Annotated in this window: 14 protein-coding genes; 9 read left to right on the top strand and 5 right to left on the bottom strand. The window is 66.4% G+C overall.

Translation table 11 applies throughout. The annotated features are described in order from the left end of the window. Positions 1-190 precede the first annotated feature (190 nt). Positions 191-613: a glycine zipper 2TM domain-containing protein gene (locus U1738_RS10295; protein WP_332788965.1), complete on the bottom strand. Its 423-nt coding sequence runs from the start codon at positions 611-613 to the stop codon at positions 191-193. Positions 614-783: 170 nt separating this feature from the next. On the opposite strand from U1738_RS10295, the gene U1738_RS10290 reads away from it, so the two are divergent. Further along, positions 784-1,797, top strand: coding sequence for an esterase-like activity of phytase family protein (locus U1738_RS10290; protein ID WP_332788964.1), 1,014 nt, complete (start codon positions 784-786; stop codon positions 1,795-1,797). A 184-nt stretch (positions 1,798-1,981) separates the two neighbouring features. On the opposite strand, the gene rpmB is transcribed toward U1738_RS10290, so the two are convergent. Continuing rightward, positions 1,982-2,278: a 50S ribosomal protein L28 gene (gene rpmB / locus U1738_RS10285; protein ID WP_055774133.1), complete on the bottom strand. Its 297-nt coding sequence runs from the start codon at positions 2,276-2,278 to the stop codon at positions 1,982-1,984. 164 nt (positions 2,279-2,442) lie between these two features. Here rpmB and U1738_RS10280 point away from each other — a divergent pair, with 164 nt between their 5' ends. Next, positions 2,443-2,682 (top strand): hypothetical protein, encoded by a 240-nt coding sequence (locus U1738_RS10280; protein WP_055774131.1) that lies wholly within the window; start codon positions 2,443-2,445, stop codon positions 2,680-2,682. Between the two features lie 88 nt (positions 2,683-2,770). Beyond that, complete coding sequence (locus U1738_RS10275) at positions 2,771-3,199, top strand: nucleoside deaminase (protein WP_443027005.1); 429 nt, start codon at positions 2,771-2,773, stop codon at positions 3,197-3,199. Between the two features lie 115 nt (positions 3,200-3,314). On the opposite strand, the gene U1738_RS10270 is transcribed toward U1738_RS10275, so the two are convergent. Beyond that, positions 3,315-3,992 (bottom strand): YiaD family glycine zipper/OmpA-like lipoprotein, encoded by a 678-nt coding sequence (locus tag U1738_RS10270; protein ID WP_332788962.1) that lies wholly within the window; start codon positions 3,990-3,992, stop codon positions 3,315-3,317. Between the two features lie 168 nt (positions 3,993-4,160). Here U1738_RS10270 and U1738_RS10265 point away from each other — a divergent pair, with 168 nt between their 5' ends. After that, positions 4,161-5,471: a hemolysin family protein gene (locus U1738_RS10265; protein ID WP_332788961.1), complete on the top strand. Its 1,311-nt coding sequence runs from the start codon at positions 4,161-4,163 to the stop codon at positions 5,469-5,471. Positions 5,472-5,596: 125 nt separating this feature from the next. Here U1738_RS10265 and U1738_RS10260 read toward each other — a convergent pair whose 3' ends face one another. Continuing rightward, the gene (locus U1738_RS10260) at positions 5,597-6,241 is read right to left on the bottom strand and encodes a helix-hairpin-helix domain-containing protein (protein WP_332788960.1); all 645 of its coding nucleotides are present in this window, start codon (positions 6,239-6,241) and stop codon (positions 5,597-5,599) included. A 127-nt stretch (positions 6,242-6,368) separates the two neighbouring features. After that, complete coding sequence (gene purD / locus U1738_RS10255) at positions 6,369-7,634, bottom strand: phosphoribosylamine--glycine ligase (protein ID WP_332788959.1); 1,266 nt, start codon at positions 7,632-7,634, stop codon at positions 6,369-6,371. Between purD and xseA the strand changes: the two genes are divergently transcribed. The 5 genes from xseA to U1738_RS10230 are packed head-to-tail and all read left to right on the top strand — an operon-like array spanning position 7,633 to position 13,647. Continuing rightward, on the top strand, positions 7,633-9,012 hold the full coding sequence (gene xseA, locus U1738_RS10250; RefSeq protein WP_332788958.1) for an exodeoxyribonuclease VII large subunit: 1,380 nt from the start codon (positions 7,633-7,635) through the stop codon (positions 9,010-9,012). The two genes, purD and xseA, sit on opposite strands and share 2 nt — an antisense overlap. A 13-nt stretch (positions 9,013-9,025) precedes the next feature. Beyond that, positions 9,026-9,229, top strand: coding sequence for a DUF2093 domain-containing protein (locus U1738_RS10245; protein ID WP_332788957.1), 204 nt, complete (start codon positions 9,026-9,028; stop codon positions 9,227-9,229). Positions 9,230-9,267: 38 nt separating this feature from the next. Then, positions 9,268-10,152, top strand: a complete 885-nt coding sequence (locus tag U1738_RS10240; protein ID WP_443027004.1) for a M23 family metallopeptidase — start codon at positions 9,268-9,270, stop codon at positions 10,150-10,152. After that, entirely contained in the window at positions 10,153-11,607 is a 1,455-nt protein-coding gene (locus U1738_RS10235; protein ID WP_332788956.1) for a tetratricopeptide repeat-containing sulfotransferase family protein, read from the top strand. A gap of 36 nt (positions 11,608-11,643) precedes the next feature. After that, the gene (locus U1738_RS10230) at positions 11,644-13,647 is read left to right on the top strand and encodes a tetratricopeptide repeat-containing sulfotransferase family protein (protein WP_332788955.1); all 2,004 of its coding nucleotides are present in this window, start codon (positions 11,644-11,646) and stop codon (positions 13,645-13,647) included. Positions 13,648-13,681: the final 34 nt, after the last annotated feature.

The following is a 13,681-nucleotide window of genomic DNA, read 5'->3' as shown; positions in this document are numbered from 1 at the left end:
TCCGTTCGCCCTGAGCCTGTCGAAGGGCGCGTTCGGGGCACGTGCTTCGACGAGCTCAGCACGAACGGCGGAGGGGATGGCCCCACCCCTCCCCACAAGTTGAAAGCCGGCCCCCGAACACGGGGACCGGCCTTCGCCCTCATTACGCTACACGAGGGATACGCAAACTGTTGAGCGGACGTGGCCGCGCTTACCTGCGGCAACCCCGCGGATCGTCCGACCGGTCGATCGCGCGACCGGCCAAGGCACCCGCACCGGCGCCCAGCACCGTGCCGAGCAGACGGTCGCCACGCCCCGCCACCGTGTTGCCGAGCAGCCCGCCGGCGATCGCGCCGATCACCGTGCCGCCGGTATTGTCGCAGCGGTTGCTGCGGCGATTGTTGTAATAGCGGCGGTCGTCGCGATAATTGCGGTTGTCGCGGTAATTGGCGCGGTCGTCACGATAGTAACCCCGGTCGTCGCGATAGTCGCGATACTGGACCTGATCACGGTTATCGTACTGGCCACCGTAATAATCGCCATTATAGCGCTGGGCCGAGGCCGGCGTGGCCGAGACCAGAGCGGCCGAACCCATGGCGAGGGCGGTGACGGCGAGCGTGAATTTCTTGAACATCGAATTTCTCCTGTCCTTGGGCTTCGTCAAACTACTTCGACGAAGCTCCCGGCTCCCTCGATGTCATGACTTATATGCGAGTCGCATTGACCGATCCCTGAATGGGTCCGTTATCCCGCGTTCATCGACATGCGCGCTGGTCCGCCGGGCGATCGCGGCTATGAGGGCGCGTGCGCACCTGGCTCCTGATCCTCCTGCTTCCCGTCCTGACCCCCGGCTGGGACGGTCCGTCGCGGCTCGGGCTGCTCGGGCCGAAGGTGGAGTTCAGCGCAACGCCGGTGACGCTCGAGGCGACCGATCCGGCGCGGCGGCGGGTTGGGCGGCTCACCTATCTGGGCGGGGTGGAGTTGAAGAGCCTCGATCCGGTGTTCGGCGGCTTTTCATCGCTGACCGTAGAGGGGCAGCGCTTCACGCTACTCAGCGACGGCGGCAATATCGTGCGCTTCGACATGGATGCGACGTGGCGAATCGGCGCGCGGCAATTCGCCGAACTGCCCGGCGGCCCGGCGAATGGCTGGCAGAAGCGCGACCGGGACAGCGAATCGATGATCGTCGATCGCAAGACCGGAGACGTGCTGATCGGCTTCGAATTCGCCAATGCGATCTGGCGCTACGATCACCAGCTGACGGCGGTGCACGCGCACGCCGCGCCGCGCGTGATGCACCGCTGGTATGAGAATGGCGGGCCGGAGGCGATGGTGCGGATGCCGGACGGTGCGACGATCGTCTTTGCAGAGACGGTGCAGCCCAAAGCGCGCGACGGCAGCAAGAAGCCGGGCCGAATCGCGATTCGCTTTGCCGGCGATCCGACGCTGAAGCCGAACACCGGCTTCGGCTTCGTCTATCTGCCGCCGCCCGAATACGACCCGAGCGACGCGGCCTTGCTGCCCGACGGGCGCATCCTGGTGCTCAACCGCCGATTTGCGTTGCCGTTCAACTTCACCGCCAAGCTGACGATCATCGACCCGAAAGCGATTCGCCCCGGTGCGCGGGTGAGGGGCGAAGAGATCGCGACCTTCGCCGCGCCGCTGCTGCACGACAATTTCGAAGGGCTGGCGGTGCTGCGCGAGGGGCCGGACACGGTGATCTGGATGGTGTCGGACGACAATCAGTTGTTTTTGCAGCGGAGTTTGTTGCTGAAGTTCCGGCTGGATCGCTCGGCGTTGAAGGGGCCGGGCCTCTAGCTACCCCGTTCGCCCTGAGCCTGTCGAAGGGCGTGCCCCAAAAAGAAGCCGGTGTTGGGGGCACGTGCTTCGACAGGCTCAGCACGAACGGAGGAGAGGGCGCATTTTGTCATGCGCACAAACGCCGACGGCCCGCTCTCCTTGCGCGGAGAGCGGGCCGGCAATATCGCGTCGCAACAGGATGTTAGGCGGCGACCGCCGTGTCGAGCTTCTTGCGAACGTCGCGCTTCAGGCGGCGTGCACGCAGCGACAGCTTGTCGTCGGTCGTCTTGACCAGCCAATTGTCGAGGCCGCCGACATGCTCGACCGAGCGCAGGCCGTGCGTCGAAACGCGCAGCTTCACCGAGGTGCCGAGCGCGTCGGACATCAGCGTCACGTTCTGCAGATTCGGCAGGAACGTCCGCTTGGTCTTGTTGTTGGCGTGGGAAACGTTGTTACCCACCATCCGGCCCTTGCCGGTCAGCTCGCAAATGCGCGACATGTTCGCTAATCCTGAATTTCGGACGCCTGTAAGGTGTCCCGTAAAGGCGGCGCGGATAGCCGCATCGGGCAGGGGCGTCAACCGATTCACGTGTCCGGCGTGCAACCTTCCGCGCGGGCATGGCGTTATTACGCTAACGATTCGACTTTCAACGGGAGGTTTCCATGCGTGCCATTCTTATTCTGATCGGGCTTGCCGCCCTGGTCGTCGTCGGCCTGATGTCGTTCGGCCTGCTCAAGCTGAACGCCACGCCGGGCTCGCTGCCCAGCCTGAAGGTGGAAGGCGGCAGCGCGCCGAAGGTGGACGCCGATATGGCCAAGATCGTCGTCGGCACCGAGAACAAGACGATCACCGTGCCGACCGTGAAGATGGATCGCCCGGAAGGCAATTCGACCGCCCAATAAGCCGCCCGATAAGCCGTAGTGTAAGCCGGGCTGGCAGGCGCGCATCGGGGCGGGCATAGGGAACGCGATGTTTCCCATGCCCGCCCCGATGCGCGTTGCGCTGGATGCCGCCGCCAAGGCAGCGGCGGCGGGCGAAGTGCCGGTCGGTGCGGTGGTGACGCGGGCGGGCGAGATCATCGCCGTCGCCGCCAACGCCCCGCGGACGCTGCACGACCCCACTGCCCATGCCGAAATGCTCGCGATTCGCGCCGCCGCGCTGGCATTGGGCAACGACCGGCTGGAGGATTGCGATCTGTGGGTAACGCTGGAGCCGTGCGCGATGTGCGCGGGGGCCATCGCCCATGCGCGGATCGCACGGCTCTATTACGGGGCGGAGGATGCCAAGGGCGGGGCGGTGGCGCACGGCCCCCGGTTCTTCGGGCAGGCCACGTGCAATCATCGGCCGGACGTGTATTCTGGCATCGGCGAGGCCGAGGCCGGGGCAATGTTGCGGGATTTCTTCGCCGTCAGGCGGTAGCCAAGCCAACCGCCATCCCGAACTCGATCCGGGATCCAACGCGCCGCGAAAGTTACGTCCGATGCGTATGCGGCACGTTGGGTCCCGGCCTTCGCCGGGATGACGGGAAGAGCGCTTACCGCCGCAGATCGTTCTGCGAGATCGGCACGATCTTGATTTCCACGCGTCGGTTCGCCGCGCGGCCCTGTTCGGTGTCGTTCGAGGCGATCGGCTGGGTCTTGCCGTAACCGCGCGTGGCGATGCGGGCGGATTGCACGCCATGGCCCGACAGGTAATCCGCGACGGAGATCGCGCGGCGTTCGGACAGGCCCTGATTGTAATCGTCGCTGCCGGTCGAATCGGTGTGGCCGTACACGTCGATATAGGTTTCGCGATACTGGCCGAGCACGTCCGCCACACGGTCCAGCGTACCGCGGAACTGCGGCTGCACGTCGGCGCTGTTATAGGCGAAGTTGATACCCGACGGGATGTTGAGGATCAGATCGTCGCCCTGGCGGATCACCTGCACGTCGGTGCCGGCGGTGCGTGCGCGCAGATCGCGTTCCTGCTTGTCCATATAGGCGCCGATCCCCGCGCCGGCGATGCCGCCCAGACCCGCACCCACGATCTTGGCGGTACGATCGTTGCGCCCACCGACGATATCGCCGAGCAGATAGCCGCCCAAGGCGCCGCCGATGCCGCCCAGCGCGGTTTTCGAGATGCTGCGCTGCCCCGTTTCCGGATCGGTGACGCAACCGCTGACGGTGATGAGCGCGGCCATCGCGGCGCCGATCAGCAATTTGGGTGCTGGCATTGAAAAACTCCTTCGTAGCATTGTGCGATCTTGCGTCCGCCGTTGGCGGCCTGAGAACTCGTGTCCGGCGGCGATTGTTCCGGTTGCGATTTGAACGCAAGATGAAGCACCCTCGCGACGATAAGGTTGTTAAGCGCGACGATGTGCTGCAAGAGCCTTGGCAGCGACATGGCACCGCTTCCCCCCTTCCCCTGGATCGACGTGGCGATCATCCTCGCTTTGATCGCGTTGAACGGCGTCTTCGCGATGTCCGAGCTGGCGATCGTATCCGCGCGCAAGGCGCGGCTCGAGGCGATGGCGCGGGCGGGCAAGCGCGGCGCGCGCGCGGCGATATTGCTCGGCGCCGATCCCGGCAAGTTCCTGTCCACCGTGCAGATCGGCATCACATTGATCGGCATCCTGGCCGGTGCCTATTCGGGCGCGAGCCTGGGCGCGCCGGTCGCCGCACGGCTCGGCTGGCTGGGCTTTTCCGCGGAGACGACCGGCACGATCGGGTTCGCTCTGGTCATCGGCCTGACGACCTACGCTTCGCTGATCGTCGGCGAACTGGTGCCCAAGCAGATCGCGCTGCGTGCGCCCGAGACGATCGCGGCGTTCATGGCGCCGACGATGCGCTGGATCGCCTGGGGCACCGCGCCGCTCGGCGTGCTGCTCGATTCGTCCAGCGCTTTGCTGTTCAAGCTGATGCGGCTGAAACGCGAGACCGAGGATCACGTGACGGCGGAAGAACTGCACCTGATCGTCGCCGAGGCGAGTAAATCGGGCGTGATCGAGGAACACGAACGCTCGATCATCTCAGGCGTCGTGCGCTTGGCGGATCGCCCCGTGCGCGAGGTGATGACGCCGCGTACCGACATCGAATGGATCGATATCGGGCTGGAGGAGGACGGCATTCGCGCCGCTTTGCTCGGCATGACGCACAGCCGCCTGCCGGTAGCGGAGGGGTCGGTCGATGCGGTGATCGGCGTGGTGCAGGCGCGCGACATCGCCATTGCGCTGCTCGGCAACGCGCCGCTCGATCTGCGCGCGCTGCTGCGTCCCGCGCCGGTGGTGCTGGATCAACTGGACGCGATGGATGCGCTGAGCGCTCTACGTCTCGCCGAGGTGCCGATGGCGTTGCTGCACGACGAATACGGCCATTTCGAAGGCATCGTCACCCCAGCCGATCTGCTCGCGGCGATCGCCGGCGAATTCGCGTCGGACAGCAACCCGGAGGATTCGCCCTCGGTCGTGGTGCGCGACGACGGATCGTTGCTGGTGGCGGGGCAGATGGCGGTGGATGCGCTGGCCGAACGGCTCGGCCTCGATCTGCCCGAGGACCGCGACTACGCGACCGTCGCGGGTCTGGCGCTGGCGGTGTTCCGCCATTTGCCGGGCGAGGGCGAGAGCTTCGTGCAGCAGGGCTGGAAGTTCGAGGTGGTCGATCTCGACGGACGGCGGATCGACAAGTTGCTGGTGAGCGCGGTGATGCGAAGCTGAAATTGCCGCCGTCATCCTGAACTTGTTTCAGGATCCAGGCGCGGTCAGTCGATCCAGTGATAGTATCCATTTAGGCGATGGACCGCGCCTGGATGCTGAAACAAGTTCAGCATGACGGTGGGCTATCACCCGCCCAGCTTGCCGAACTCCGCCTCGTACGCCGCCTTGTCCCCCGCCACGAGCAAACGGGCCTGTTCGGCCCAGCGGTCGCGGGCCGGGCGGCCCTTGAACGCACCAAGTTGTATGTCGAGATCGAGCAATTGTGCGGGGGTCATCGCCGCGATCTGATCTACGCGGGTGACGCCGAGCTGCGCCAGCGTTGCGGCAAGCTTTGGCCCGAGGCCTTTGAGCTGGGTGATCTCGCCAGCCAGAGGAACGGCGGGGCGGGCAGGAGGTGCTGGCGGTGGAGGCGGAGCGATGTTTTCCACAACCGGCTCGGCGGGTTCGGCTGCGATTGGTGACGTCGTCGTTTCGGGCTCTGCGGCGACTGGCGGTGCGACCGGTTTCTCCGGCTCGACGGGTGCGGGGGCGGGCGTTGGAGCAGGAGGCGGTGCGGCGGCGACCTCCGGCTTGGCGACCTCAGCCGGCACGTCGGTATCCGGCTCCGCGATCTCGCCCAGGGCCTCGCGATGTTCCTCGACCTCGGCTTCGGCCTCGAGCCGGCGGCGCTTCAGGCGCATGCCGAACAGGATGCCGAAGATCACCAGCACCGCGAACACGCCCATCAGAACGAATTGCGCGAAGGTGAAGATCGTCGTGGTTTCGGTCATCGGGCTACTCCAAGTCTTTACAGGCGGCGGCTTATCGCAGGACGCGGGGCCCCGCGCTACCGGTAGCGATCATTCGGAAGCCTCTCCCCATTCGCTCAGCACGAACGGGGAGGGGGTGGTGTGAACTCTATCCCCGTTGCCGCGCGATCTCGCGCCAGCCGATATCGCCGCGGTTGAAGCCGCCGGGAAAATCGATCTTCGCCACCGCTGCATATGCCGACGCCTGTGCCGCCGCGATGTCCCTGGCCAGCGCAGTCACCGCCAGCACGCGTCCGCCGGACGCCACCAGCTTGGCGCCGGTACGCGCCGTACCCGCCTGGAATACCCGTGCATTCTCCGCTTCGGCCGTCGCGATGCCACCGATTACGCCACCCTTTTCGGGCGTACCGGGATAACCGTTCGCCGCCATCACCACTGTCAGCGCGGTGTCGTCGGCGAAGTCCGGCGCGGGTTGGTCGGCCAAGGTGCCGTTCGCCACCGCCAGCATCAGGTCGAGCAGGTCGCCGCGATAGCGCATCATCAGCACCTGGCATTCGGGATCGCCGAAGCGGGCGTTATATTCGATCAGCTTCGGGCCCTCAGCCGTCAGCATCAGCCCGGCATAGAGCACGCCCGAAAACGGCATCCCCGCCGCCGCCATCGCCGCCACGGTCGGCGCGACGATCTCGTCCAGCGCGCGGCGTTCGAGGTCCGGGGTGAGCACGGGGGCGGGGCTGTACGCGCCCATGCCGCCGGTGTTCGGCCCGACATCGCCGTCGCCGACGCGCTTATGGTCCTGCGCGGTGCCGAACGGCATCATGGCCACGCCGTCGGTCAGCACGAACAGGCTGACCTCCTCGCCCTCCAGGAATTCCTCGATCACCGCCTCGGCCTGCGGCACCGAGAAGAGATCGGCGATCGCCTCCTCGGCCTCGGCGCGGGTCATCGCCACGGTCACGCCCTTGCCGGCGGCGAGGCCATCGGCCTTGATCACGACAGGGATGCCGAAATCGTCCAAAGTCGCCAGCGCGCCATGCTTCGACGTGACCTTGGCAAAAGCGGCTGTTGGAATGTTGGATCGCTCGCACAGGTCTTTGGTGAAACCTTTGGAACCTTCCAATTGCGCCGCCGCCTTGTTCGGCCCGAACACCGGCAGGCCCATCATGCGGATATTGTCGGCCAGGCCATCGACCAGGGGCGCCTCCGGCCCGATCACGACGAAGCCGATCGAATGGCGATGGCAGAAATCGATCACCGCGCGGTGGTCCGCCGGATCCAGATCGACCAGTTCGGCATGCTCGGCGATGCCCGGATTTCCCGGCGCGGCGTAGAGTTTCGTCGCGCCCGGCGATTGCGCCAGCCGCCACGCGAGCGCATGTTCACGGCCCCCGGAGCCGATCAGCAGGATATTCATGGCCGACCCCTTTTTCGATACGTCGCACCGGCTGGTAGCGGAGGAGACGCCCGGCGACAATTCCGCTGCGATGGGCGTCGGCGAACTCGCGCAGAAGCTGAAGCGCGTGGTGGAGGGCGAATTCGGCCATGTCCGGCTGCGCGGCGAGATCTCGGGCTACAAGCGCGTCACGTCGGGCCATGCCTATATGAGCCTGAAGGACGACAGCGCGGTGATCGACGGCGTGATGTGGAAGGGCTCCGTATCGGGCCTCGCCTTCCAGCCGCAGGACGGGCTGGAGGTGATCGCGACCGGCAAGGTGACGACCTATCCTGGCCGGTCGAAATACCAGATCGTGATCGACCGGATGGAACTGGCCGGCGAGGGCGCGCTGATGGCGCTGCTCGAAAAGCTCAAGGCCAAGCTGGCGGGCGAGGGGCTGTTCGATCCGGCGCGCAAGAAACGGCTGCCGTATCTGCCGCGCCGCATCGGCGTGGTCACGTCGCCGACCGGCGCGGTGATCCGCGACATCCTCCACCGACTGGAGGATCGCTGCCCGACGCACGTGCTGGTCTGGCCGGTCAAGGTGCAGGGGCAGGGCTCGGCGGAAGAGGTCGCGCACGCGATTGCCGGGTTCGATGCGATGCCGGCGGAAACGCGCCCCGATCTGGTGATCGTCGCGCGCGGCGGCGGTTCGATCGAGGATCTGTGGGCGTTCAACGAGGAAGTCGTGGTGCGCGCGGTGGCGGCCTGTTCCATCCCGATCATCTCGGCGGTCGGGCACGAGACCGATACCACCCTGTGCGATTTCGCCGCCGATCTGCGCGCACCCACGCCGACCGCAGCGGCGGAGATGGCGGTGCCGGTGCTGGCCGATCTGCGCCTGACGCTGGACAGTTTCGGCCAGCGTACCGAACGGTGTGCGCGGCGCTATCACGATCGCGGGCGCGAACGGCTGGAGGCGCTGGTCCGCGTGCTGCCGAAACGCGATGCGCTGTTAGGCCCGCAGCGCCAGCGCGCCGACGACGCGGGCGCGCGGCTCGACCGGGGGCTGGAACGGCGCGTGACCGTGGCGCGCGGGCAGCTCGATCGTTCGGGTGGCGCGCTGCGCCTGTCGGTGCTGGAACGGCAACTGGCCTCGGCAAGCGACCGGCTGAACGCGACGTGGCGGCTGGTCGAATCGCTCAACCCGGACAAGTTGCTCGATCGCGGTTATGTCCGCGTCTCGGCGCGGCCGTCGGGCGATGTCGTCACCACGGCGGCGGCGGCGAAGGCGGCGGGGGCCGTCACGCTCCACTTCCGCGACGGGCCGGTCGATGCGCGGCTTGAGCAAAAAGCTGCGAAATCGTATGACAAGCCGGTGACCGGGCCGAAACCCGAACAACCCACCCTGTTCTGATCCGGACCTGTCTATGCTGATGTCGAACACCGATCGCCCCGCGCGGCTCCATTACATGGCCAACGGCTTCCGCGTGCTGGCACCGGGCGATCACGTCGTATGCGCGGTTTCGAGCGAGCGCATTCCGCTGGAAGACCTGCGTTATTGGAGCGTGGCGGCGCAGGAAGCCTATGCCTCGGCCGAGATCGCGACGAAAGCGATGAGCCCGGCGGCGTGACGTCCGGAGCGCGCTGGTGGCTGGCCGGCGCGGTGCTGATGCTTGGGGGGTGCGTCTCGGCGCCGCAGGTGCGCCCGCAGATCCAACCCGTCCCGCCCTCGACGCGCGGCGATACGCCGACCGTCCAGACGAACCGCCCGGCCGGCCCGATCACCTTCAGCTATAGCGGCCCGCGCATGCAGGGCGCGGCGCTGATCGGCATCGCGCCCGCCGGCACCGCCACGCTGACCTTCAACAATGCGGTCGTGCCGGTCGCGCCCGACGGCCGCTTCCTGATCGCATTCGATCGCGATGCCGGCCCCTCGGCCAATTTGGTCGCGACGCTGCAGGATGGGCGGCAGGTGAGCGACGCCTTGGTCGTCGCCCCGCGCGGCTGGGATATCTCGCGGCTCAACTCGCTGCCGAAATATCCGGTGCCGGAGGCCGAGTTCGCGCGCATCCGCCCCGCCGAACTCGCCCAGATCGCCGCCGCGCGCCAGACGAAGGTGGACAGCAATGGATGGCGCCAGCCGTTCCTGTGGCCGACCACCGGGCGTATCTCCACCCTGTTCGGATCGCAGCGCATCTACAAGAATGGTGAGGCCGGGTCATACCATTCGGGCATCGACATCGCGCGCGCCACCGGCACCCCGGTGCTGGCACCGGCCGACGGCGTGGTCGTGCTGGCGGCGGATCACCCCTTCACATTGGAGGGCAATTTATTGCTGATCGATCACGGTGCCGATCTGAACAGCGCCTTCATGCATCTGTCGCGCATCGACGTGCATGTCGGCGACCATGTAAAACGCGGCCAGATAATCGGCGCGGTCGGCATGACCGGCCGGGCGACGGGCCCGCATCTGCACTGGGGCCTGAAGTGGCGCGACGCGCGCATCGATCCGCTGCTGGTCGCGGGGCCGATGCCGGGTGCCACCGGCCAGTAGATGGCGGACCAGGCCGATCCGATCGTGTTGCAGCGTCACGCATCGCAATTGTTCCGCGCCGGCGACGTGGCCGCAGCGATCCCGGCGTATCGACGTCTGCTGGCGGTGCGCCCCGACCTGCCGAACAGCTGGTTCAATCTCGCCATCCTGTTGCGCAGGGCGCGGCAGGTGGACGAGGCACTGGAGGCGTACGCCACCGCGCTCGACCTGGATATTGACCAACCCGAAGAAGTGCATCTTCAGCGTGGTGTGATCTTCAGCGACGATCTGAGCCGCCCCGAAGCAGCGCTGGCCGAGCTCGAGGCCGCGCTGAAACTCAACCCCGACTATTTTCCCGCCTGGTTGAACCTGGGCAATCTCCACGAGGATCTGGGGGACTGGGCGGCGGCTCGCGCGGCTTATTCCCGCGCGGTTGAACTGGCGCCGGATAGCGCGCTGGCGTTGGCACGGCTCGCCGGAATCCCGGACGGCGATGCGACCGACGATTTGCTGCTGGACCGTCTGCGCGCAATGGCGGCGCACCCGCACACGACAGCGCAGGATCGCGCGGACCTGGGTTTCGCGCTCGGCGCGGCGCTGGACAAAGCGAGCGATTATGACGCGGCATTTACCGCTTATGCTGCGGCCAATGCGGCGAGCCGCGAGGTCGCGGCAGCGGCGGGGCTTCGCTACGATGCCACAGCGCACGCTGCGTTGATCGACCGGCTGATCGCGACATTCGCGAGACCCGTCAATGGCTCGGACGCGTTCGCTTCCGCGGCGCCGCTGTTCGTATGTGGCATGTTCCGATCCGGATCGACCTTGGTCGAGCGTATCCTGGCGCGGCATGATCGCGTGGTTGCGGGCGGAGAAATGGACATTCTGCCATCGCTGATCGCCTCCGACCTCTTGCCCTATCCAGAACGCGCGGTGGACCTGTCGGTGCTGGAGATCGCTGAATTGCGCAGGCGCTACCTCGCCGACGCCGCGCCGCGTCATCCGCCGGGAACGGTGCTGATCGACAAGCGACCGGACAATTTCCTGCACGTCGGCCTGATCAAGACACTTTTCCCGACCGCGCGCATCATCCACACGGTGCGTGCGCCGCGGGACAATATCCTCTCGGTCTATTTCCTCCACGCCGATCCGACCGTCAGCTACGCGACCGATCTCGCGCACATCGCGCAGTATCGGGCTGAGCAGGAGCGCCTGGTGGCGCATTGGCGCGCGCTCTATCCGCGACATATCTTCATCCTGGACTATGATCGACTGGTGGCCGATCCGCAGCCGGTGATCGCGGAACTCGCGGAATTTTGCGGTTTGCCGTGGCAAGATTCGCTGCTGGATCATCAGGCCGGCGGGGACGCGGTGCGCACGGCGAGCCATCGACAGGTGCGGCAACCACTCTATCGCCAGTCGTCCGGTCGATGGCGCAATTACGCCCGGCATCTGGACATGGCGGGCGATTTGCTGTGATCGCCGCCGCACGACACGCAGGAATGGCATAAAGACATGACCGATACGAACCAAGCGGCATCAGGCGTGCTGGCGCTGGCACGGGGCGGCGATCTTCCCGGAGCGATCGCATTGGGCGAAACGGCGCTGGCGAATGGTGCCGGTGATGCGGGCCTCGCGATGTTCGTCGGTATGCTGTGCTGTCGGCAAGGCGATGTTGACCGCGGCATCGTCCATCTGCGGAATGCCGTGGCGCGCGCCCCGGGTGAAAGCGCTGCGAAGATCGAACTGGCCCGCGCATTGTTGTCGGCGGGTGCGAATGCCGACGCGGAAGAGGTCGCCGGGCCGCTCGCGTCGATGACGACCCCGGCGGGGCAGGAGATGCAGCGCATCCGGTCGCACGCACTGCTGCGCCAGGGTCGGTCGGAGGAAGCGATCGCGCTGTTCACGCAATTGACCGATGCGCAGGCGGTAGATTTCGAAAGCTGGGACGGACTGGGCGTGTGCCGCATGCTGCTGGGCGACGGCAAGGGTGCGGTCGTCGCGCTCCAGCGGGCGACGCAATTGCGGCCCAACGCCGTCAGCTACTGGATCAATCTGTCCCGCGCATACAGCTCGGTACAGGAATATACCTCCGCCACCGCTGCCGCGCGCAGGGCTGTGGGGCTCGATGTCAATGATGGCGGCGCGCGTCTGGCGCTTAGTCGGTCGCTGGCCGGTCTCGGTGCCGAAACCGAGGCGCTGGGGCACCTCGCGGCCGCGCTTGCCACTGCGCCCGACAATGCGGAGCTGGCCGGCGAGGTGGCCGACGTGGCCTTTTTGTGCAAAGCGTTCGAGCTAGCCGAGGCGCAGTACCGCGCCGCATTGGCGGCACGGCCGGATCTGCGACAGGCCTGGCTGGGGCTTGGCGGTTTGCTCGAACGGCTCAACCGCAATGGGGAATTGCTTGAGCTCCTCGATGCCGCGGAAGTCGCCGGAGTGCCGGCCGACGATACCGCCTTGTTGCGCGCCCGCGCCCTGCGTGGCGAAAAGCGGCTCGAGGAAGCGCTCGAATCCGCGCGACGCGCACCGGACTATATCGCAACGGCCGTGCGTGCGCAGCTAATCGGCGATATCGCGGACCGGCTCGGCGATACGGACACGGCATTCGCGGCTTTTTCCGAGGCGAATGCCCTGCTGGCGGCGGATTCGGTTGGTTCGGCCGAGGAGGCCGAGGCGTATCGCGGCAAATTCGGCAAGCTGCTCAATCTGCTCACCAAGCCGTGGTTCGAGACCTGGAGCCCGCCTGCTCCACCTTCTGCGCGGCCGGCGCCCTTGTTCATCTTCGGCTTCCCACGTTCGGGGACGACCCTGATCGATACGATGCTGAGCGGCCATCCCGACACGATCGTGCTGGAGGAAGAGGCGGTGATCGATACGGTAGCCAAGGCGTTGGGGCCGGTCGAGCGCCTGGCAAGATTGTCGCCCGCGGAAATCGAGCAGCTCCGCGCACGCTATTTCGCCGAAGTCGACCGGATCGCGCCAGACGCCGCCGGCCGGCTGATCGTGGACAAGAGCCCGCTGGGCCTGGGCAACACCGCCTTATTGTATCGCCTGTTTCCAGAGGCACGCTTCGTATTCGCCGAACGCCATCCGTGCGATGTGGTGCTGAGCTGTTTCATCACCAGCGCGCAGATGGATTCCAAGGTCGCCAACTTCTTCGATTTCGTCGGTACGGCGATGCTCTACGATCGCGTGCTGGCCTTTTGGCAACGTTGCCGTGAGGTGCTGCCGATCAGGGTGCATACGATCCGTTACGAGAGACTCGTCGCGGATCCGGAAAGGGAGTTGCGGGGCCTGGCCGAGTTTGCCGGCCTGTCCTGGACGCCGCAATTGCTGGCGAACCAATCCAATGCTTCGGCACGCGCCTATATCGGTTCGCCAAGCTATGCGCAGGTCGCCGAACCAATCTACACCAGAGCCAAAGGCCGGTGGCTCAAATATCGCGCGCACATGACGGCGGTGTTGCCGATCCTGGCGCCTTGGGCAGAGCGTCTGGGATATGATCTGGGCGATGCCTGACCCGGCAACCGGGAAACGCATCGCCCATTAAAAG

This window comes from Parasphingomonas caseinilytica, from assembly GCF_036663755.1.
GTDB lineage: Bacteria > Pseudomonadota > Alphaproteobacteria > Sphingomonadales > Sphingomonadaceae > Sphingomonas.
The sequence above is the reverse complement of the archived record's forward strand: the minus strand, read 5'-3'. Positions and strand labels throughout refer to the sequence as shown.

What these genes read in the sequence shown, in the direction of transcription:
- U1738_RS10295 (WP_332788965.1), bottom strand. Translation starts at nt 613, where the DNA reads ATGTTCAAGAAATTCACGCTCGCCGTCACCGCCCTCGCCATGGGTTCG.
- rpmB (WP_055774133.1), bottom strand. Translation starts at nt 2,278, where the DNA reads ATGTCGCGCATTTGCGAGCTGACCGGCAAGGGCCGGATGGTGGGTAAC.
- U1738_RS10280 (WP_055774131.1), top strand. Translation starts at nt 2,443, where the DNA reads ATGCGTGCCATTCTTATTCTGATCGGGCTTGCCGCCCTGGTCGTCGTC.
- U1738_RS10275 (WP_443027005.1), top strand. Translation starts at nt 2,771, where the DNA reads ATGCGCGTTGCGCTGGATGCCGCCGCCAAGGCAGCGGCGGCGGGCGAA.
- U1738_RS10270 (WP_332788962.1), bottom strand. Translation starts at nt 3,992, where the DNA reads ATGCCAGCACCCAAATTGCTGATCGGCGCCGCGATGGCCGCGCTCATC.
- U1738_RS10265 (WP_332788961.1), top strand. Translation starts at nt 4,161, where the DNA reads ATGGCACCGCTTCCCCCCTTCCCCTGGATCGACGTGGCGATCATCCTC.
- U1738_RS10260 (WP_332788960.1), bottom strand. Translation starts at nt 6,241, where the DNA reads ATGACCGAAACCACGACGATCTTCACCTTCGCGCAATTCGTTCTGATG.
- xseA (WP_332788958.1), top strand. Translation starts at nt 7,633, where the DNA reads ATGGCCGACCCCTTTTTCGATACGTCGCACCGGCTGGTAGCGGAGGAG.
- purD (WP_332788959.1), bottom strand. Translation starts at nt 7,634, where the DNA reads ATGAATATCCTGCTGATCGGCTCCGGGGGCCGTGAACATGCGCTCGCG.
- U1738_RS10245 (WP_332788957.1), top strand. Translation starts at nt 9,026, where the DNA reads ATGCTGATGTCGAACACCGATCGCCCCGCGCGGCTCCATTACATGGCC.
- U1738_RS10240 (WP_443027004.1), top strand. Translation starts at nt 9,268, where the DNA reads ATGCTTGGGGGGTGCGTCTCGGCGCCGCAGGTGCGCCCGCAGATCCAA.
- U1738_RS10235 (WP_332788956.1), top strand. Translation starts at nt 10,153, where the DNA reads ATGGCGGACCAGGCCGATCCGATCGTGTTGCAGCGTCACGCATCGCAA.
- U1738_RS10230 (WP_332788955.1), top strand. Translation starts at nt 11,644, where the DNA reads ATGACCGATACGAACCAAGCGGCATCAGGCGTGCTGGCGCTGGCACGG.